This window comes from Amycolatopsis saalfeldensis (assembly GCF_900110575.1).
GTDB lineage: Bacteria > Actinomycetota > Actinomycetes > Mycobacteriales > Pseudonocardiaceae > Amycolatopsis > Amycolatopsis saalfeldensis.
On the sequence record NZ_FOEF01000016.1, the window covers coordinates 187,973 to 205,808 of the forward strand.

At 71.0% G+C, this 17,836-nt stretch carries 17 protein-coding genes; 9 read left to right on the top strand and 8 right to left on the bottom strand.

From position 1 onward, the window contains the following. Positions 1–15 precede the first annotated feature (15 nt). Entirely contained in the window at positions 16–1,911 is a 1,896-nt protein-coding gene (htpG, locus tag BMY97_RS30950) for a molecular chaperone HtpG (RefSeq protein WP_091623597.1), read from the top strand. A 34-nt stretch (positions 1,912–1,945) separates the two neighbouring features. Here the strand turns inward: htpG and BMY97_RS30955 are convergent, their stop codons facing one another. Further along, complete coding sequence (locus BMY97_RS30955) at positions 1,946–3,340, bottom strand: helix-turn-helix domain-containing protein (RefSeq protein WP_091623599.1); 1,395 nt, start codon at positions 3,338–3,340, stop codon at positions 1,946–1,948. Positions 3,341–3,464: 124 nt separating this feature from the next. Here BMY97_RS30955 and BMY97_RS30960 point away from each other — a divergent pair, with 124 nt between their 5' ends. From BMY97_RS30960 to BMY97_RS30990, 6 genes are all read left to right on the top strand, one after another. Further along, complete coding sequence (locus tag BMY97_RS30960) at positions 3,465–4,334, top strand: FAD binding domain-containing protein (RefSeq protein WP_091623602.1); 870 nt, start codon at positions 3,465–3,467, stop codon at positions 4,332–4,334. After that, positions 4,325–4,792: a (2Fe-2S)-binding protein gene (locus BMY97_RS30965; RefSeq protein ID WP_091623604.1), complete on the top strand. Its 468-nt coding sequence runs from the start codon at positions 4,325–4,327 to the stop codon at positions 4,790–4,792. The genes BMY97_RS30960 and BMY97_RS30965 overlap by 10 nt, the downstream gene beginning before the upstream one ends. Beyond that, positions 4,789–6,135: an 8-oxoguanine deaminase gene (locus BMY97_RS30970; RefSeq protein ID WP_091623607.1), complete on the top strand. Its 1,347-nt coding sequence runs from the start codon at positions 4,789–4,791 to the stop codon at positions 6,133–6,135. The genes BMY97_RS30965 and BMY97_RS30970 overlap by 4 nt, the downstream gene beginning before the upstream one ends. Then, a complete protein-coding gene (gene pucD, locus BMY97_RS30975; protein WP_091623610.1) occupies positions 6,132–8,396 on the top strand; it encodes a xanthine dehydrogenase subunit D in 2,265 nt (754 codons plus the stop codon). The genes BMY97_RS30970 and pucD overlap by 4 nt, the downstream gene beginning before the upstream one ends. Before the next feature lie 31 nt (positions 8,397–8,427). After that, positions 8,428–10,086: an NAD-dependent malic enzyme gene (locus BMY97_RS30980; RefSeq protein ID WP_245787587.1), complete on the top strand. Its 1,659-nt coding sequence runs from the start codon at positions 8,428–8,430 to the stop codon at positions 10,084–10,086. A gap of 270 nt (positions 10,087–10,356) precedes the next feature. Next, on the top strand, positions 10,357–11,019 hold the full coding sequence (locus tag BMY97_RS30990; RefSeq protein ID WP_218156920.1) for a winged helix-turn-helix transcriptional regulator: 663 nt from the start codon (positions 10,357–10,359) through the stop codon (positions 11,017–11,019). Here the strand turns inward: BMY97_RS30990 and BMY97_RS30995 are convergent. The 6 genes from BMY97_RS30995 to BMY97_RS31020 all read right to left on the bottom strand — a co-directional run bounded on the left by BMY97_RS30995 (position 10,901) and on the right by BMY97_RS31020 (position 15,113). After that, positions 10,901–11,479 carry a TetR/AcrR family transcriptional regulator gene (locus BMY97_RS30995; RefSeq protein WP_245787588.1) on the bottom strand — a complete coding sequence of 193 codons (579 nt, stop codon included), beginning with the start codon at positions 11,477–11,479 and terminating at the stop codon, positions 10,901–10,903. The two genes, BMY97_RS30990 and BMY97_RS30995, sit on opposite strands and share 119 nt — an antisense overlap. Next, positions 11,476–12,822: a nucleobase:cation symporter-2 family protein gene (locus tag BMY97_RS31000; protein ID WP_091623615.1), complete on the bottom strand. Its 1,347-nt coding sequence runs from the start codon at positions 12,820–12,822 to the stop codon at positions 11,476–11,478. The genes BMY97_RS30995 and BMY97_RS31000 overlap by 4 nt, the downstream gene beginning before the upstream one ends. 24 nt (positions 12,823–12,846) lie before the next feature. After that, positions 12,847–13,737, bottom strand: a complete 891-nt coding sequence (gene pucL / locus BMY97_RS31005; RefSeq protein ID WP_091623617.1) for a factor-independent urate hydroxylase — start codon at positions 13,735–13,737, stop codon at positions 12,847–12,849. Between the two features lie 12 nt (positions 13,738–13,749). Further along, positions 13,750–14,067: a hydroxyisourate hydrolase gene (gene uraH / locus BMY97_RS31010; protein WP_091623620.1), complete on the bottom strand. Its 318-nt coding sequence runs from the start codon at positions 14,065–14,067 to the stop codon at positions 13,750–13,752. Further along, a complete protein-coding gene (gene uraD, locus BMY97_RS31015) occupies positions 14,064–14,549 on the bottom strand; it encodes a 2-oxo-4-hydroxy-4-carboxy-5-ureidoimidazoline decarboxylase (RefSeq protein ID WP_091623623.1) in 486 nt (161 codons plus the stop codon). Before uraD ends, uraH begins: the two co-directional genes overlap by 4 nt. 87 nt (positions 14,550–14,636) lie before the next feature. After that, a complete protein-coding gene (locus BMY97_RS31020) occupies positions 14,637–15,113 on the bottom strand; it encodes a helix-turn-helix domain-containing protein (RefSeq protein WP_091623625.1) in 477 nt (158 codons plus the stop codon). A gap of 134 nt (positions 15,114–15,247) precedes the next feature. Between BMY97_RS31020 and allB the strand changes: the two genes are divergently transcribed. After that, entirely contained in the window at positions 15,248–16,579 is a 1,332-nt protein-coding gene (gene allB, locus BMY97_RS31025) for an allantoinase AllB (RefSeq protein WP_091623628.1), read from the top strand. Between the two features lies 1 nt (position 16,580). Then, the gene (gene alc, locus BMY97_RS31030) at positions 16,581–17,603 is read left to right on the top strand and encodes an allantoicase (protein ID WP_091623631.1); all 1,023 of its coding nucleotides are present in this window, start codon (positions 16,581–16,583) and stop codon (positions 17,601–17,603) included. A gap of 43 nt (positions 17,604–17,646) precedes the next feature. Here alc and BMY97_RS47300 read toward each other — a convergent pair whose 3' ends face one another. After that, entirely contained in the window at positions 17,647–17,823 is a 177-nt protein-coding gene (locus BMY97_RS47300) for a hypothetical protein (protein ID WP_177231622.1), read from the bottom strand. Positions 17,824–17,836: the final 13 nt, after the last annotated feature.

Genomic DNA, 17,836 nt, shown 5'->3' on the forward strand with positions numbered 1-17,836 from the left:
GGTGGGAAGGAAGACATGTCGGTCGAAACGCTGGAATTCCAGTCCGAGGCACGCCAGCTGCTGCAGCTGATGATCCATTCGATCTACTCGAACAAGGACATCTTCCTGCGGGAGCTGGTCTCGAACGCGTCGGACGCGCTGGACAAGCTGCGCCTGGAGTCGTACCGGGACAAGGATCTGCAGGCGGACACCGACGACCTGCACATCGAGATCGCGATCGACACCGAGGCCCGCACGCTCACCGTGCGCGACAACGGGATCGGCATGAGCCGGGACGACGTGGTCGGCCTGATCGGCACCATCGCGAAGTCCGGCACCGCGGAGTTCCTGCGCAAGATCAAGGAGTCGCAGGACGCGGCCGGCTCGCAGGACCTGATCGGCCAGTTCGGCGTCGGCTTCTACTCGAGCTTCATGGTCGCGGACAAGGTCACGCTGGTGAGCCGCCGCGCGGGCACGGACGAGGGCGTCCGCTGGGAGTCCGAGGGCGAGGGCACTTACACGATCGCGCAGGTCGAGGACGCGCCGCAAGGCACCGCCGTCACGCTGCACCTGAAGCCGGCCGACGACGAGGACCACCTCTTCGACTACACGTCGCCGTGGAAGGTCCGCGAGATCGTCAAGCGCTACTCGGACTTCATCACCTGGCCGGTCCGGATGGTGAAGCAGAACCCGCTGGAGCCCGACGCCGAAGACACGGCGGAGAAGGCGCCCGAGCTGGAGACGGTCAACTCGCGCAAGGCGCTGTGGGCGCGGCCGTCCTCGGAGGTCTCCGAGGACGAGTACCACGAGTTCTACAAGCACATCAGCCACGACTGGAACAACCCGCTCGAGACCGTCCGGATGCAGGCGGAGGGCACGTTCGAGTACCAGGCGCTGCTGTTCGTCCCGGCGCAGGCGCCGCCGGACCTGTTCATGCGCGACAGCAAGCGCGGCGTGCAGCTCTACGTCAAGCGCGTGTTCATCATGGACGACTGCGAAGCGCTGATGCCGAACTACCTGCGCTTCGTGAAGGGTGTGGTCGACGCGCAGGACCTTTCGCTGAACGTCTCGCGCGAGATCCTGCAGCAGGACCGGCAGATCCGGATGATCCGGCGGCGGCTGGAGAAGAAGGTGCTCGCCACGGTCAAGACGATGATGACCGAGGACGCCGACAAGTACACGACCTTCTGGCGTGAGTTCGGCCGCGCGGTCAAGGAGGGCCTGCTCGACGACCCGGAGAACCGCGAGTCGATCCTGGAGATCTCCTCGTTCGCCTCCACCGAAGACGCCGAGAAGCCGACTTCGCTGCGCGATTACGTCTCGCGGATGAAGGACGGCCAGGAGCACATCTACTACATCACCGGCGAGTCGCGTACGACGATCGAGAACTCGCCGCACCTGGAAGCGTTCCGCGCCAAGGGTTACGAGGTGCTGATCCTGACCGACCCGGTCGACGAGATGTGGGTCGACTCGGTGCCGGGCTTCGACGGCAAGCCGCTGCAGTCCGTGGCCAAGGGCGAGGTGGAGCTGGACCCGGCGTCCGAGGAGCAGCAGAGCGAGTACACCGACCTGCTGTCCTGGATGACGACCACACTCGAGGACACCGTCAAGGAGGTCCGGCTCTCTTCGCGGCTGACCACCTCGCCCTCGTGCATCGTCGGCGACACGAACGACCTCACGCCGACGCTCGAGAAGATGTACCGCGCGATGGGCCAGGAAATGCCGCAGATCAAGCGGATCCTGGAGCTGAACCCGGAGCACCCGCTGGTCACCGGCCTGCGCGCGGCCCGCGCGGCGAACCCGGACGACGCGTCGCTGGCCGAGACCGCCGAGCTGCTGTACGGCATGGCGCTGCTCGCCGAGGGCGGCGAGCTGGCCGACCCGGGCCGGTTCCTGAAGCTGGTCGCCGACCGGGCCGCCAAAGCGCTGTAAAGACTCGTGAGTGTTCATGACGGTTCATGAACACTCACGAGTCCTTCCCGGCCACCAGCGCGAGGTAAACGTCCACCTGCGCGACGAAGTCTCCCAGGTCCACGCCCAGCAGCTCGGCCGCCCGGCCGATCCGGTAGCGCAAGGTGTTGACGTGGATGTGCAACGCCTTCGCCGCCTTGGTCGGCGAGCCCGAGCACTCCAGGAACACCCGCACGGTGCGGACGAGGTCGGAGTGCTGCTCGGCGTCGTAGTCCAGCAGCGGGCCCAGCAGCCGTCGCCGCAGGGCCGCCCGCAGGTCGGCGGAGACGCCGGCCAGCAGCAGCTGGTGGACGCCGACGTCGGCGGCCGGGACCACCGCCACGGGGCCTTCTCGGTTCGCCGCCACGGAAAGCGCGTGACGCGCGACTTCCAGCACCCCCTTGGCTTCCGCCACGGGCCCGGGGTCGCTGAACCCGGCCAGCAGCCGCCGTGCCGTGAGCAGGGGTTCCACTGTGGACAGAGCGGCCGTCGCCTCGGCGGCCCAGTCCTCCGGCCAGGAACCGTCTTCGGCGACGAGGGCGTGGGCCTCACCGGGAGCCGGGCCGGTGAGGGTGAACGTCGTCTCCGCGAGCAGTTCCGCCAGGACGTCGGCGGCTTCCGCGCTGCCGTCCGTCCTCAGCGCGACGGCTCGCACGGTTCCGGTTTCCGGCAGTTCCTCGGGAAGGCGGGAACGGGCTCGTGCCAGGCCGATCAGCCCGGCCAGCTCTTCCGCCAGCTCGGTCTGCGAAGCGCTCAACGGCCCGTCGACGGCGAGCAGCCACGGCACGGCGTGACGACCCTCGACCGGCAGCACGGTCAGCCCGGCGGCGGCGGTCGGGCGGCCGTGCGCGGCGGCGAACTGCCGGACCGGCTCCGCGGGCGAGCCGGGCAGCGCCGCCGTCCCCGCGACCACCCGGGGCACGGCCGAGAGCACCCAGCACGCCGCACCCAGCTCGACGGCCGCGCGCTCCAGCAGCACCGGCAGCGGCGCGTCCTCCGCGGCGGCGGTCAGCAAACGTTTGCGCGCCCCGTCCGCGGCGGCCGCCAGCGCCAGCACCACCTGCTCGGTGACCACGGCGAACGAGAGGTCGGGCGGCACTTCCAGCAGCGGGATCCGGTGCCGGGCGCAGGCCTCGACGACGTCGTCCGGGATGCCGTCCGAATCGGCGCCCGAAGCGGCCAACGCGGCGGCCCCGGCGGCGGCCAGCGCGGCCACGAACGGCTCCGCGTCACCCGGCGTGCGCCACCAGAGCAGCCCGGACAGCACCAGCTCGCCCGCCGACAGGTACCGGCCGGGGTCGGGCAGCTCGGTCACGTAGATCCGGGTCACGGGCCGGTCGAGCAGGGCGGCCGGGGTGTTCGGGTGCGGCCGCAGCCCGGGCAGGGCCAGCAGCGTTTTGACGGTGGTCATCAGGCTTGTAGGAAAGCACAAACGGGTGGTGTTCCGCTGCCCTGGCTTTCATGGAGCGGCACCGTTGCCGCCCGCTGCGTTTCGGCGTCTACTGGGCTGTCCAGCCTAAAAGAGGAGCCCGCACGTGGACTTCCTGCGTCCCGAGAGCCTCGCCGAGGCGCTGGCCGTCAAGGCCGAGCGCCCCGACGCGGTGCCCATCGCCGGCGGCACCGACGTGATGGTCGAGCTGAACTTCGACCACCGCCGCCCGGCCGCGCTGCTCGACCTGAACCGGGTGAGCGAGCTGGTGGGCTGGTCCATTGCCGACGGCGAAGTCCGGCTCGGCGCGGGCGTGCCGTACGCGCGCGTGATCACCGAGCTGGGGGAGCCCCTGCCCGCGCTGGCCATGGCGTCGCGCACGGTCGGCTCGCCGCAGATCCGCAACCGCGGCACGGTGGGCGGCAACCTCGGCGCCGCCTCGCCCGCCGGTGACACGCACCCGGTGCTGCTCGCGCTCGGCGGCCGGGTGGAGGTCGCTTCGGTCCGGGGCACGCGGTTCGTCCCGGCCGACGAGTTCTACCTCGGGGTGAAGCGCAACGCGCTGGAGCCCGACGAGCTGATCATCGCCGTCCACCTGCCGGCTTCGGCCGGGCCGCAGCAGTTCGCGAAGGTCGGCACGCGCAACGCGATGGTGATCGCCGTCTGCTCGTTCGCCTTGTCGCTGCGCCCGGAGAAGACCGAGGCCGGCGCCGCCGTCGGCTCGGCCGCGCCGACGCCGCGGCGGGCTCGTGAGGCCGAGGACTTCCTGGCCGCCAAGTTGCCGTGGGGCTCGCGGGAGCCGTTGGCCGATTCACTCAAGCGCCGGTTCGGCGAGCTGGTGGCCGGGGCCGCCGCGCCGATCGACGACGTCCGCGGGAGCGCGGAATACCGCAAGCACGCCCTGTCCGTCCTCGCCCGGCGGACGCTGACCTGGGCCTGGGACGAACACCGGGGGAGTGACCGCGAATGCGCGTGAACGTGACCGTGAACGGCGAGAGCCGCCAGGCCGACGACGTCTGGGAGGGCGAGAGCCTGCTGTACGTGCTGCGTGAGCGGCTGGGTCTTCCCGGCTCGAAGAACGCCTGTGAGCAGGGCGAATGCGGTTCCTGCACGGTCTATCTCGACGACGTTCCGGTGTGCTCGTGCCTGGTCGCGGCGGGGCAGGTGGAGGGCCGAGCGGTGCGTACCGTCGAAGGCCTGGCCGACGGCGACCGGCTCGACCCGGTGCAGCAGTCCTTTGTGGACGCCGGGGCCGTGCAGTGCGGCTTCTGCACCCCGGGGCTGGTCGTCGCGGCGCACGATCTGCTGAACCGCGTCGCGAAGCCCAGCGACGAGGAGATCCGCGAGGCGCTGGCCGGGAACCTCTGCCGCTGCACGGGTTACGAGAAGATCCTGGACGCTGTCCGCTCGGCCGCCGCGGGCGGTGCTCAGTGAAGACACTCGTCTCGAACGCTGCCATCGCCACCGTCAGCGGCCCGGAGTACGCGAGCGGTCACGTGCTGATCGAGAACGACCGCATCGCCGTTGTGGGGGAAGGCCGCTACGCAGGCTCGGACGACATAGACGAGCACGTGGACGCGTCCGGCTGCCTGGTCACCCCGGGCCTGGTCAACACCCACCACCACCTCTACCAGTGGGCGACCCGCGGGATGGCGGCCGACCACACGCTGTTCGAGTGGCTCGTCGCGTTGTACCCGGTGTGGGGCCGGCTCGACGCGGAGATCACGCATGCCGCGGGCACGGCCGGGATGGCGCGGCTCGCCCTGACCGGCTGCACGACCGTCGCCGATCACCACTACGTCTTCCCGCGTGACGGCGGTGACCAGGTCGAAGCGCTGGTCTCGGCCAGGCAGCGGATCGGCGTCCGGCTGCACCTGGTGCGCGGCTCGATGGACCGCGGCGAGTCCGACGGCGGACTTCCGCTGGACAACCTGGTCGAGACGACCGAGGACGCGCTGCTCGGCACCGAGGCCGCCATCGACCGGTTCCACGATCCCGCGCCCGGGGCGCACCTGCGCATCGCCGCCGGGCCGTGCTCGCCGTTCTCCGTCACCGAGCGGCTGATGTCCGGCGCGGCCGAATTGGCCCGGCGTAAGGGCGTCCGGCTGCACACGCACCTGGCCGAGACGCTCGACGAGGAGCAGCAGTGCCTCGCCGAGGTCGGCTGCACCCCGGCCGAGTACGCGGACAAGCTCGGCTGGCTGGCCGGCGACGTCTGGCTCGCGCACACCGTCCACCTTTCCGCCGACGCGATCCGCCGGTTCGGCGCCACGGGCACCGGCTCGGCGCACTGCCCGACGTCCAACGGCCGCCTCGGCACGGGCATCGCCCCGGTGCGCGACCTGCTCGACGCGGGCGCGCCGGTGGGCCTCGGCGTCGACGGGGCGGCGTCCAGCGAGTCCGGCGGCCTCGGCGAGGAACTGCACCAGGCGTTGTTGCAGGCTCGCCAGCGTGGCGGCCCGAAGGCGCTGACCACGCGGGAAGCGTTGTGGCTGGGCACGATGGGCGGCGCGCGGTGCCTCGGCCGCGAGGCGGACCTCGGCTCACTGGAGGTGGGCAAGCTCGCCGACTTGGCCGTGTGGGACCTGTCGGGGCTGAACTACGCGGGCATCACCGACCCGGTCGCGGCGCTGGTGCTGGGCGCGACGCCGCCGTTGGCCCGGTTGTTCGTCGGCGGCAAGGCCGTGGTGGAGAACGGCGCGCTGCGCGAGGAGGACGAGTCCGTGATCGCGCGTGATCTGGCCGGCGCGAGCGCGCGGCTGCGGGGGGACCGATGACCACCACTTTGCCGCTCACCGGCACTTCGAACGGTGTCGGCGCGAACGCCCAGCGGCCGGACGGCACGGTGAAGGTGCGCGGTGAGTTCGCCTACTCCTCGGACCTGTGGCACGAGGACATGGTGTGGGGCACGACGTTGCGCAGCCCGCACCCGTACGCCCGGATCACCGGCATCGAAATCGCGGAAGCCCTTGCGGTGCCCGGGGTTTACGCGGTGCTCACGCACGAGGACGTGCCCGGCCTCAACCGTTACGGCCTCGAGCACGCCGATCAGCCGGTGCTGGCCGACGACGTGGTCCGGTACCAGGGCGAGCCGGTCGCGCTCGTCGCCGCGGACCATCCGGAGACCGCGCGCCGGGCGATGAAGCGCATCAAGGTGAGCTACGAAGTTCTGGAGCCGATCACGGACTCCGAAGCGGCTGTCGACGGTGTCGGCGCTTCGCTGCACGCGGGCGGCAACGTCGTCCGGCACGTGCGGATCCGGCGCGGCTCTTCGGAAGCTTCGGCCGACGTCGTGGTGTCCGGCGTGTACGAGGTCGGCATGCAGGACCAGGCGTTTCTCGGCCCGGAGTCCGGGCTCGCGGTGCCGGACACCGAAGGCGGCGTGGACCTGTACGTCGCGACGCAGTGGCTGCACGTGGACCAGCAGCAGATCGTCGCCGCGCTCGGGCTGACAACGGAGAAGGTGCGGCTGACGCTCGGCGGCGTCGGCGGGGCGTTCGGCGGGCGCGAGGATCTGTCGATGCAGGTGCACGCGTGCCTGCTCGCGCTGCACACCGACAAGCCGGTGAAGATGGTGTACAACCGCGAGGAATCGTTCTACGGCCACGTGCACCGTCACCCCGCGAAGATGTACTACGAGCACGGCGCCACTTCGGACGGGCGTCTGGTGTACGTCCGCGCGCGGCTCTTCCTCGACGGCGGCGCGTACGCGTCTTCGACCGGCGCGGTGGTGGCGAACGCCGCGACGCTCGGGGTCGGTCCGTACACAGTGGACAACGTCGCCGTCGATTGCTGGGGCACGTACACGAACAACCCGCCGTGCGGCGCGATGCGTGGCTTCGGCGCGGTGCAGGCGGCGTTCGCGTACGAGTCACAGATGGACAAGCTGGCCGTCGCGTGTGGACTGGACCCGGTGGACCTCCGCATCCGCAACGCGATGAGCGAGGGCTCGGTGATGCCCACCGGTCAGGTGGTGGACTCGGCGGCGCCGGTCGCGGAGCTGCTGGAACGCCTGCGCGCGCGTCCGCTTCCGGCGGAGCGCGACTTCGACCTGCGGCACATGCCCGGCGGCGTCTCGAACACCACGCACGGCGAGGGGGTGGTGCGCGGGGTCGGCTACGCGGTGGGAATCAAGAACGTCTGCTTCTCCGAGGGCTTCGACGACTACTCGACGGCGCGCGTCCGGCTGCAGCTCGTCGGCGGCGAGCCCGCGGCCACCGTGCACACGGCGGCGTGTGAGGTCGGGCAGGGGCTCGTGACGATCATGCAGCAGATCGTGCGCACGGAGCTGGGCGTCGAGCAGGTCACCGTGCTGCCGATGGACACCTCGATCGGCAACGGCGGCTCCACCTCGGCGTCGCGCCAGAGCTACGTGACCGGCGGCGCCGTGCAGGCCGCTTGCGCCGCGGTGCGCGCCCGGCTGCTGGAGAGCCAGGCCTTGCCCGCGCGCACGCGTGTGGTGGGTGGCAAGCTGGTCGACGTCGCGGGTTCGGTCGTCGGCGACTTGGCTTCGCTGCTGGATTCGGCGTCGTTTGACGAGACTGTCGAGTGGCGCCACCGGCCGACGCAGCCGCTGGACCCGGAGACCGGCCAGGGCAACGCGCACGTGCAGTACGGCTTCGCCGCGCACCGGGCGGTGGTGGACGTGGACGTGGAGCTGGGCCTGGTGAAGGTGGTCGCGCTGGACTGCGCGCAGGACGTCGGCAAGGCGCTGAACCCGCAGGCCGTGCTCGGCCAGATCCAGGGCGGCTCCGCGCAGGGCCTCGGCTTGGCGGTCATGGAGGAGATCCAGGTGGTCGACGGCCAGGTGCGCAACCCGTCGTTCACCGACTACCTGATCCCCACCGTGCTCGACATGCCGCCGATGGCCATCGACGTGCTGGAGCGCCCGGACCCGAACGCCCCGTACGGCTTGCGCGGCGTCGGCGAGCCCCCGACCATCTCGTCCACCCCGGCCATCGCCGCCGCCATCCGCGCCGCGACGGGGCTGGCGCTGGAACGCGTGCCGGTGCGGCCGGAGCACATCACCGGCACGTGACGGGGTTCTGTGGCAGGGTCGTGCACCGTCGGTGTCCGATGTGGAGCAGACGGGGAAAGCCATGGCGCACAAGGGACGAGCGAGGCTCTTCGACGCGTTGACGACGAAGGGGACGGCCTTCACCCACGAGGAGCGGCGCGAGCTGGGCCTGCTCGGGCTGCTGCCGATCGCCGAGAAGACCATCGACGAGCAGGTCGAGCACACCTACCACGAGTTCTCCACCCGCCGCGACGACCTCGACAAGCACATCTACCTGCGCGCCCTGCAGGACCGCAACGAAACGCTGTTCTACCGGCTGCTCAGCGAGCACATCGAAGAGATGATGCCGATCGTCTACACGCCCACGGTCGGCGAGGCGTGCCAGCGGTTCAGCGAGATCTACCGGCGCCCGCGCGGCCTGTTCGTCGCCTACCCCGACCGCGCGGAGCTGCGGGAGGTGCTGCGCAACCGGCCGGAGCGGGAGGTCGACGTCATCGTGGTCACCGACGGGCAGCGCATCCTCGGCCTCGGCGACCAGGGCATCGGCGGCATGGGCATCCCGATCGGCAAGCTTTCGCTGTACACGCTGATCGGCGGCATCGACCCCGCGCGCACGCTGCCGATCGTGCTGGATGTGGGCACGGACAACGTCGAACGGCGCGAGGACCCGCAGTACCTCGGCTGGCGGCACCGGCGCATCGGGGACGACGAGTACTACGCGTTCGTCGAGGAGTTCGTCGCCGCCGTGCGCGAGGAGCTGCCGGACGTGCTGTTACAGTGGGAGGACTTCGCGACCACCCACGCGTTGCCGATCCTCGACCGTTACCGGGACCGGCTGCTGACCTTCAACGACGACATCCAGGGCACCGCCGCCGTCGCGCTCGGCGCGCTGCACGGCGCGGCCCAGACCGCCGGGCGGCCGCTGTCGGAGCAGCAGGTGGTGATGCTCGGCGCCGGCTCGGCCGGCATCGGCGTGCTGGAGATGATCCGACAGGAAATGGTGTCGCAGGGCCTTTCCGACGCCGAAGCGGCCTCGCGGATCTGGGTGGTCGACATCAAGGGCTTGCTCACCGACGACCGCACCGACCTGTCCGACGGCCAGCGCCGCTTCGCCCAGCCGGCCGCCCGCGTCGAGGGCTGGGCCGGGGTGCAGCTGGCGGACGTCGTGCACCAGGTCGACGTCGGCGTGCTGCTCGGCCTTTCGACGGCGGCGGGCGCGTTCACCGAGGAGATCGTGCGCGAGCTGGCGGGCAAGACCGACCGGCCGATCATCTTCCCGCTGTCCAACCCCACCAGCCGGGCCGAGGCACACCCGCACGAGCTGGACGAATGGACCGACGGCCGCGCGCTCGTCGCCACCGGCTCGCCGTTCGCCCCGGTGGAGCGCAACGGGAAGAAGCGGCGTGTCGCGCAGTGCAACAACGTCTACATCTTCCCGGCGATCGGCCTGGCCGTCACGGCCGCCCGCGCCACCCGCGTCACGAACGAGATGATGCGCGTCGCCGCCAAAACCCTCGGCGAGGCTTCCCCGGCCCTGTCTGACCCCGACGAGCCGCTGCTCCCGGCGTGGGAGGACGTCCCGGAGATCGCCACGCGCATCGCCACGGCTGTTGCCGTGCAGGCAGTGAAGGACGGCGTCGCGCCTGAGCGTTCGGACGACGAACTGGCCCAGCTGATCCGCGAGTCTCGATGGAAGCCGGAATACCGCTGACTACTGCAGCAACCCGATCGGGATCGCCATGCCCAGGAACAGCACGAGCTGATAGGCGCGACACCACCAGGACAACGAACGGGCCCTTGCCGCCCCTCGCGGAGTCCTCTTCGGTCACTCCGGTCAGCTTCCGCCAGACCCAGCCGGCCAGCCCCCAGTCGCTGTACCAAATCCAAGCGATCGCCATTCCGACCACGAACGCGGCCGCCACGGCCGGCCAGCTGATGCTCAGCTCCACGTCAATCCCCTCTCGTAGGACCGCGGGGTCCGATGCGGTACACCGAGCTGAAGAAGTCGCTCGAGGGCATCGCGACGAATCTCCTGTCCGAGCGGCTGAAAGCCATGGAGGCGAACGGGATCGTCGAACGTCGTCTCGGGGAGGAGGGGGTCGTCTACACCCTCACCTCGTGGGGGGCGGGGCTGCGAGAGCCGATGGAGGCGCTCGGCCGGTGGGGTGTGCCGCTGCTGGCGACCGGCCAGGGCGACGACGCCTTCCAGCCGCGCTGGCTGACCCTCGCGCTGCCTGCCCTCCTCCGCGGCGCGACCGCCTCGCCGCCCGTCGAACTCGGCATCGAGACGGACGGTTTCCGCATGGTCCTGAGGATTGACGAGACGGTCCGAGCACATTCCTGCCCGATCGGGAGCCGGCCTCGGTGTTCACTGCCGCTCCCGACGTGGTCGTCGGTCTCGCCGCGGGAGCGATCAGTGTCGAGCAGGCGGTCGCCGCCGGCGGGTTCCGGGGCGATTCGAACGTCCTCCGAACCGTCTTCGCCCTGTCGGGGCGAACGCCGGCCGACGGCGGCTGAAGCCAGTATCAGCCCAGCTCCGCCAGCAGCCGCCGGGCGACGTCGACCACGGCGGTGCCCGCGACGGCCATCGGCTCGGTCGAACGCATCGAGCGGGCCAGCACGAAGGCGCCCTCCAGGCTGGTGATCAGGGTGATGGTCAGCGTGCGGGCGGATTCGCGCGGCAGGCCGAACTTCTCGAGCCGCTCGGTGCCCGCGTCGATCCACGCGGTGAAGACGTCGGCCGTCGCCTGGCGGAGGGTTTCGTTGGTGGTGGCCACTTCCAGCGCGACGGTCGCGATCGGGCAGCCCTCGACGTAGTCCGTCTCCAGCAGCGAGGTGACGCCGGCGGCGAAAAACGCCTCGATGCAGTCGACCAGGCCCGCCTCCGGCTTGACGAAGAGGTCGAACAGCGCGATGTACTGCATTCCCGAGCTGCGCACGACCTCTTCGCCGAGCTGCTCCTTCCCGCCGGGGAAGAAGTGGTACAACGAGCCGAACGGCGCGCCCGCCGCCTCGACGATCTGCTTCACGCCGGTGCCGGCGTAGCCGCCCTGCCGGAACAGCTCGGCCCCGGCGGCCAGGATGCGGTCCTTCGTCCCTGTCACGAAACCGAGGATAGCTCTTTCGCGCTAGAGCGTTCTATCAAGCGCTCGCCGAAGGCCAGGTTGAGCACCACGGCGGTCAGGCAGCCCGCGCTGATGCCCGAGTTCAGCACCACCTGCAGCGCGGCCGGGAAACCCGAGTAGAAGTCCGGCAGCGCGATCGGGATCAGCCCGATGCCCAGCGAAGCGGCGACGATCGCGACGTTGGCCGGATGCTCGAACGACGCCTTCGCCAGCGTGCGCACCCCGCTCACCGCGACGCTGCCGAACAGCACCAGCCCCGCCCCGCCGAGCACGGGCTGTGGCACCAGCGCGATGACCCCGCCGGTCACCGGCAGCACCCCGAGCACCACCAGCACCACGCCGCTGGCCGCGACGACGTACCGGCTCACCATGCGCGTCAGCGAAACCAGCCCGATGTTCTGCGCGAACGCCGTGCACGCGAAGCCGCCGAAGACCGTGCTGACCGCGGTGGCCAGCCCGTCCGCGCGGAGGCCGTCGGCGAGCGTCCGGCCGGTGGTCGGCCGCCCGACGATCTCGCCCAGCGCCAGCAGGTCCGCGGTGCTCTCGGCCATCACCACGAGCATCACGATGGCCATCGAGACGATCGCCGCCACGTCGAACACCGGCGCCCCGAAGTGGAACGGCGTCACGATGCCGAACACCGGCGCCTGCTTCAGCGTCGAGGTGTCGACTTCGCCCAGCGGCCACGCCACGAGCGTGCCCGCGACCAGCCCGAGCAGCAGCGCGATGCGGCTCCAGAAACCGGACAGGAAGCGGGTGAAGACCAGCACCGCCAGCAAGGTGACGCCCGCCAGCAGCAGCCCGGACGGCCGCGCCGAGGGCCGCTGCGCCGAGATCCACTGCACGGCCACGGGCAGCAGCGAGACGCCGATCAGCGTGATCACCGTGCCCGTCACCACGGGCGGGAAGAACCGCGTCAGCTTCGAGAAGAACGGCGCCGCCAGCACCACGAAAAGGCCGCCGACGAGCGTCGCGCCGTAGACCACGCCCAGCGCGCCGCCGGACTTGTGCTGCTCGGCGATCGCCAGGATCGGCGCGACGGAGGCGAACGTGACGCCGTTGACCAGCGGCAGCCGCGCGCCGAAGCGCCAGAGGCCGAGGGTTTGGAGCAGGGTGGCCAGCCCCGCCGTGAACAGCGAGGCACTGATCAGCAGGCTGAGCTGCCCCGGGCTGAGCCCGACGGCGGCGCCGATCACGAGCGGTGGCGCCACGACGCCGGCGTACATGGCCGCGACGTGCTGAATGCCGCCGAGCACGAGCTGCGGCAACGGCGGCCGCGCGTCGACGGGATGATTTGAGGGGTGATCCGGGCGTTCGGACATGCGCTCTCCCGGTGGGGACGGGGGTTAGAGCACGGCTTCGGTCCAGGCCGGGCCGGGCTCTTCGGCTTCGTCGCGGACCACGGTGCCTTCGATGAGGCCGTACGGTCGGTCGGCGGCGTAGAACACCTCGTTGTGGTTCTCGAGGCCGAACGGGCTCAGGTCGACGAGGAAATGGTGTTTGTTCGGCAGGGAAAGCCGGACCTCGGCGACCTCCGGCCGCGCGAGCAGCACGGCTTCGCCCATCGTGTACAGGGTCTGCTGCAACGAAAGGCTGTGTTTCGTGGCGAACGCCTCGAGCAGCGTCCGCCGGATCTCCTGATGGCTCTTGGCCCAATCGATGTCGGTACTGCCCTGATAACGCCACCGCGCGGTGACGGCGGTGGCGAGGATGCGGTCGTCGGTCTCCGCCAGCGTGGTGTATTCCTCGCGGGGGAAGCCGTGGAACTCCGAGCCGGTGGACTTGAGCACGGTCAGACCGTCCACACCGGACACCACCCAGGCGCGGTCGCCGTGCACCGTGACGGTGGTGGTGCGGCTTTCGCCGCCGGATCGGCTGAACGCGTGATCGTGCGGCGCGCCGCCGACCGGGATGCGCTCCCAGCCGTGTTCGGCGATCGTGATGCGGGCGGTGGTGATCTTCTCCTGGGTGTCCACGAAATGCCGGCCCAGCCGCAGCGCGAAGTCCTCGATCTCGCCGACGTCCTGCTGCTTGGCGAACGCGTACACGGTGTTCTTCTGCGTGTCGGTGGCCAGCACGGCGCTGTTGTCGCCGGTCAGGTGCGTCGCCTCGAGTTCGCCGCGCAGCGCGGTGGAGACGGTGAGGTCGCGCAGGTGGTGCACGGCGCCTTCGCGGCGCACGGTGACCAGCCGGACCTCGGCTTTGCCGTACTGGTTGGGGCCCAAGGAGATTCCCACGTCAGGTTCCCTTCAGCTGCCACGGTAGGTCGAGTAGGCGAACGGGCTCAGCAGCACCGGCACGTGGTGGTGCGCGGTGCCGTCGGTGATCCGGAAGGCGAGGGTGACGTCGGGGAAGAACGCGTCCGGCCCGAGGTACGCGCCGGTGTCGAAGATCAGCCGGTAGACGCCGGGGTCGAGGGTTTCCGGGCCGAGGTCGCGGATGCGGCCGTCTTCGTCGGTCACGCCGTCGGCGATCGGGCTGCCGTCGCCGCGTTCGAACCGCACCGGGATGCCCGCGGCGGGCTTGCCGGCGGCGGTGTCGAGGACGTGGGTGGTCACGAGGCTCATGCAGTGACTGCCTTCTGCAGGCGCAGCTGCGCGATCTTGGCCAGCTCGGCGCCGGCGACGTCCAGCTCGGTCTCGGGGTCGTTGCCCAGCCGCGAGCGCAGGTTCGCGAGCAGCTCGGCGCCGCTGCGGCCGGCGGCGCAGACCAGGAAGACGTGGCCGAACCGCCGTTCGTAATCGGCGTTCGCGGCGGCGAACTCGTCCGCATTGTCCACACCGGACTGTTCGCCGCGGGACCACCCGGCGTCTTCCCCGGTGCCCTTGGGCTTTTCCCCGATCCGCGGATGGGCGGCGATCGCCTCACGGACCTCGTCACGACGCAGCGGCGTGGCACTCGCGGCAGCCTCGAGCAACGCGTCGAAGCGCGGATACGGCCGCCCGCCGAGCACGGCGTCGACCCACCGCGGCACAGCCAGGCAGGCCGTCAGTGCCGGCCGCACCTCGGCGGCTCCGGCGATGTTGAACTCGGCGAGAGCGAGTGGCAACGGGATCTCCTCACAGCGGGGGAGCAGGTGGTCAGCCGACCGTACGGCGCGGGTGGCCGGCCGTCAACATTTTGTTGAACGCGCTGGTCAGTCCACTTCGCGGTTGAGATAGTTGTAAACCGTGAACCGCGTGACCCCCAGCGCTTCGGCGACCGCGGACACCGATTTCCGCAGGCTGAAAGCCCCGCGCTCGCGCAATAGCCGCACCGCTCGTTGCTTGTCCGGGCGCTCCAGATCGCCGAGCTTCGCGCCCAGTTCGCGCTCGACGTCGGCGATCAGGCGGGACAGCGCGCTGTTCAGCTCGACCGGGGGTGGGGGCTCGTGCTCGTCCATGCGGCGCAGTTGCAGCGTCACGCGGGTGGCGCCGCCTTCCAGCGCGGCTTTCGCGATCGACGGGAGGGCCTGGAAGAGCTGGTCGGCGTCACCGCGGGCGAGGGTGCCGAGCGGGCCGAAATCGGTGTCCAGCCCGGCTTCCCTGGCCGCGTCCCGGGCGCGCAGGGCGTGCTCCGGCGGGGCGCCCTCACCCTGGAACGGTTCGCTGGTGAACTCCGCTTCTAGCTCCACTTGCTGACCGTAACGTGGACGGCGTGACGTTGACGAGGGACGAACCGCGTGGTTAATCTCGGTTGGCGAAACAGACTTTCCGTAGCGTGAAATTGCCTGCCGGATTCCGGCGGGCGTGAGGAGTGTGCCCGCAGATGGACCTCGTGGTGCGCGCCGCACGGGCGGTGACGGGGCAAGGAGCCGAAGGCCCCGCGACGATCGGTGTCGACGGAGGCCGGATCGTCGCCGTGGAGCCCGGATTGGCGGACCTGCCCGGAGACACAGTCCTCGAGCTGGGCGAGGACGAGGTCCTGCTCCCGGGCCTGGTGGACACCCACGTGCACGTGAACGACCCCGGCCGCGCCGAGTGGGAGGGCTTCGAGACGGCGACCCGCGCGGCCGCCGCCGGCGGGGTCACCACGATCGTGGACATGCCGCTCAACAGCCTGCCCCCGACCGTCGACGCGGCCGCGCTGGAGGTCAAGCGCAAGGCGGCCGGCGGGCGGGTGCACGTCGACGTCGGCTTCTGGGGCGGCGCGATCCCCGGCAACACCGGCGACCTGCGCGAGCTGCACGACGCGGGGGTGTTCGGCTTCAAGTGCTTCCTGCTGCACTCCGGCGTCGACGAGTTCCCGCCGCTCGACGCCGCCGGGCTGGAAGGAGCGTTGCGCGAGCTGGCCACGTTCGACGCGCTGATGATCGTGCACGCCGAGGACTCGCACGCGATCGAGTCGGCGCCCGATCCGCACGGCGAGAAGTACCGGGACTTCCTCGGCTCCCGCCCGCGCGGCGCGGAGAACCTGGCCATCACGCACGTGATCGAGGCGGCCCGGAGGACCGGCGCCCGCGCGCACGTGCTGCATCTGTCCTCTTCGGACGCCTTGCCGCTGATCGCGTCCGCGCGCGCGGAAGGCCTGCCGCTGTCGGTGGAGACCTGCCCGCACTACCTGAGCTTCACCGCGGAGGAGATCCGCGACGGCGCCACGCAGTTCAAGTGCTGCCCGCCGATCCGCGAGGCGGCCAACCGCGAGCTGCTGTGGCAGGGCCTCGCCGACGGGGTGATCGACACGATCGTCAGTGACCACTCGCCGTGCACGCCGGAGCTGAAACGCTTCGACACCGGTGATTTCGGCCTCGCCTGGGGCGGGATTTCCAGCCTGCAGCTGGGCTTGCCGGCGATCTGGACGCAGGCGCGGCAGCGGGGCTTCTCGCTCGCCGACGTCGTCCGGTGGATGGCCGAGCGGCCCGCGGCGCAGGTGGGGATGACTCGCAAGGGCCACCTCGCCGTCGGCTACGACGCGGACTTCTGCGTGTTCGCGCCGGACGAGGCGTTCGTCGTGGACGTCGCGAAACTCAAGCACCGCAACCCGGTGAGCGCCTACGACCAGCGGCCGCTCGCCGGGGTCGTGCGGAGCACCTGGCTGCGTGGTTCGCGGGTGACCGGCGACGAACCGCGTGGCGCACTGCTGACGAGGGGGAACTGCTGAAATGGAGGAGAACGTGTCGGACGACCGTCCTGAGTGGACCGCCCAGCCGGACCTGGCCTCGCGCCGGTTCGGTGGCACGGTGATGTGGGCGAGTGACGAGCTGTTCGCCGAGAAGGAGAACCTCGTCAACCCGTGGAAGCCCGCGCACAGCGCCGAGACCTTCGGCCCGAAGGGGCAGGTCTACGACGGCTGGGAGACGCGGCGGCACCGCGAGCCCGGTGACGACCAGGCGGTCCTGCGGCTCGGCCTGGGCGGGGTGGTGTCCGGCGTCGTGGTGGACACGGCGTTCTTCAAGGGCAACTACCCGCCGTTCGTCTCGGTGGAGGCGACGGCGGTGCCGGGTTACCCGAGCGCGGCGGAGCTGGCCGGGGCGGACTGGGAGACGCTCGTCGACCGGGCGCCCGCGCTGGGGCACACGGAGAACTTCTACAAGGTGTCCTCGCCGAGGCGGTACACGCACGTCCGCCTGACCCAGCACCCGGACGGCGGCGTCGCGCGGCTGCGGGTGCACGGCTCGCCGGTGCCGGACCCGGCGCTGCTGGACCCGCGTTCGCTGGACCTGGCGGCGCTGGAGAACGGCGCGGTCGTGACCGGCTGCAGCAACATGTTCTACTCGTCGCCGAACAACATGCTCTCGCCCGGGCTGGCCGCCCACCAGGCGGAGGGCTGGGAGACCGCGCGCCGCCGCGACGACGGCAACGACTGGGCGACGGTCCGCCTGGCCGGCGCCGGGATCGTCCGCTTCGCCGAGCTGGACACCAGCAACCTCAAGGGCAACGCGCCGGGCTGGGCGTCGGTGAGCGGCCGCCTGGACGAGGGGGAGTGGGTGCCGCTGCTGCCGCGCACCCGCCTGCAGCCGGACACCCGCCACCGCTTCGCGTTGCCGGACGACGGGCCGCAGGTGACGGAGGTCCGCCTCGACATCCACCCGGACGGCGGGCTGGCGCGCCTGCGGCTGTTCGGCGAGCTGACCAAGCGCGGCCGGGAAGCGGTGACCACGCGGTTCCAGGAGACCGCGGGCTGAGGACGGTCCGGTTCGCCCCGTTCAAGCAGCGGGGCGGACCGGCTCACGGCCGGGCACTGGGCCGGTTCAGGTAGGCCGAGAACGAAGACAGCAGGCAGGCCACCCCGACGATCGCGGTGACCCACCACGGCCCGCCGATCACCAGGTTCCACACGAACGCCGCCGCCATCAGCACGGCGGCGATGATGTTCCTGATCTGCAGCCCGGAGGGTTTAGCCATACGGCCAGCCTCT

What these genes read in the sequence shown, in the direction of transcription:
- htpG (WP_091623597.1), top strand. Translation starts at nt 16, where the DNA reads ATGTCGGTCGAAACGCTGGAATTCCAGTCCGAGGCACGCCAGCTGCTG.
- alc (WP_091623631.1), top strand. Translation starts at nt 16,581, where the DNA reads ATGGAGGAGAACGTGTCGGACGACCGTCCTGAGTGGACCGCCCAGCCG.
- BMY97_RS30955 (WP_091623599.1), bottom strand. Translation starts at nt 3,340, where the DNA reads ATGACCACCGTCAAAACGCTGCTGGCCCTGCCCGGGCTGCGGCCGCAC.
- uraH (WP_091623620.1), bottom strand. Translation starts at nt 14,067, where the DNA reads ATGAGCCTCGTGACCACCCACGTCCTCGACACCGCCGCCGGCAAGCCC.
- BMY97_RS47300 (WP_177231622.1), bottom strand. Translation starts at nt 17,823, where the DNA reads ATGGCTAAACCCTCCGGGCTGCAGATCAGGAACATCATCGCCGCCGTG.
- BMY97_RS31000 (WP_091623615.1), bottom strand. Translation starts at nt 12,822, where the DNA reads ATGTCCGAACGCCCGGATCACCCCTCAAATCATCCCGTCGACGCGCGG.
- BMY97_RS30965 (WP_091623604.1), top strand. Translation starts at nt 4,325, where the DNA reads ATGCGCGTGAACGTGACCGTGAACGGCGAGAGCCGCCAGGCCGACGAC.
- BMY97_RS30990 (WP_218156920.1), top strand. Translation starts at nt 10,357, where the DNA reads ATGCGGTACACCGAGCTGAAGAAGTCGCTCGAGGGCATCGCGACGAAT.
- pucD (WP_091623610.1), top strand. Translation starts at nt 6,132, where the DNA reads ATGACCACCACTTTGCCGCTCACCGGCACTTCGAACGGTGTCGGCGCG.
- allB (WP_091623628.1), top strand. Translation starts at nt 15,248, where the DNA reads ATGGACCTCGTGGTGCGCGCCGCACGGGCGGTGACGGGGCAAGGAGCC.